Annotated in this window: 1 pseudogene; it reads left to right on the top strand. The window is 72.3% G+C overall.

Annotation, left to right across the window (positions count from 1 at the left end):
• Positions 1 to 70: 70 nt before the first annotated feature.
• Positions 71 to 566, top strand: a pseudogene (locus L995_RS24635) (3-phosphoglycerate dehydrogenase); the annotation flags it as partial.

Here is a 566-nt window from a genome sequence, read left to right as displayed (position 1 = left end):
CCGCCATTGCCGCAGGCCGCGCCGACCGCTCCTGGGTGGCGCGCACGCTGGCCGCCAAGGGGGTGCTGTGATGGACCATCGCGTTGTCCGTTTCGACTACTGGCTGGATGCGGCCTTTGACCGCATCGTCTCGGCCGCGCCTGGCGTGCAGCTGGTCACCTGCCGGCGCGAGGGCGATGATGCCGCCGCCTGGCAGGCCCTGGCGGGCGCCCAGGTCTACCAGATCACGGCCGCCAAGGACGAGCTGCCGCGCCACTGGTTCGCCACGGCGGATCTGCTGGCGCGCTGCCCCGATCTGCTGGCGGTATCTTCCAGCGGATCGGGCTGCGACACCGTCGACATCGAGGCCTGCACGCGCGCCGGCGTGGCCGTGATGAACCAGTCGGGCGGCAATGCGGATTCGGTGGCCGAGATGGCCATCGGGCTGATGCTGTCCGTGCTGCGCCGCATCAACGAATCCGACCGCCTGCTGCGCGCCCCTGCCCGGGGCTTCAGCCGCGAGGACGTGATGGGCCACGAGCTGCGCGGCCGCACCCTGGGCCTGGTCGGCGTGGGCGAGGACGCGG

This window comes from Delftia sp. ZNC0008, from assembly GCF_000799035.1.
Taxonomy (GTDB): domain Bacteria; phylum Pseudomonadota; class Gammaproteobacteria; order Burkholderiales; family Burkholderiaceae_C; genus Comamonas; species Comamonas tsuruhatensis.
This window is presented reverse-complemented; position numbering and strand designations above follow the sequence as displayed.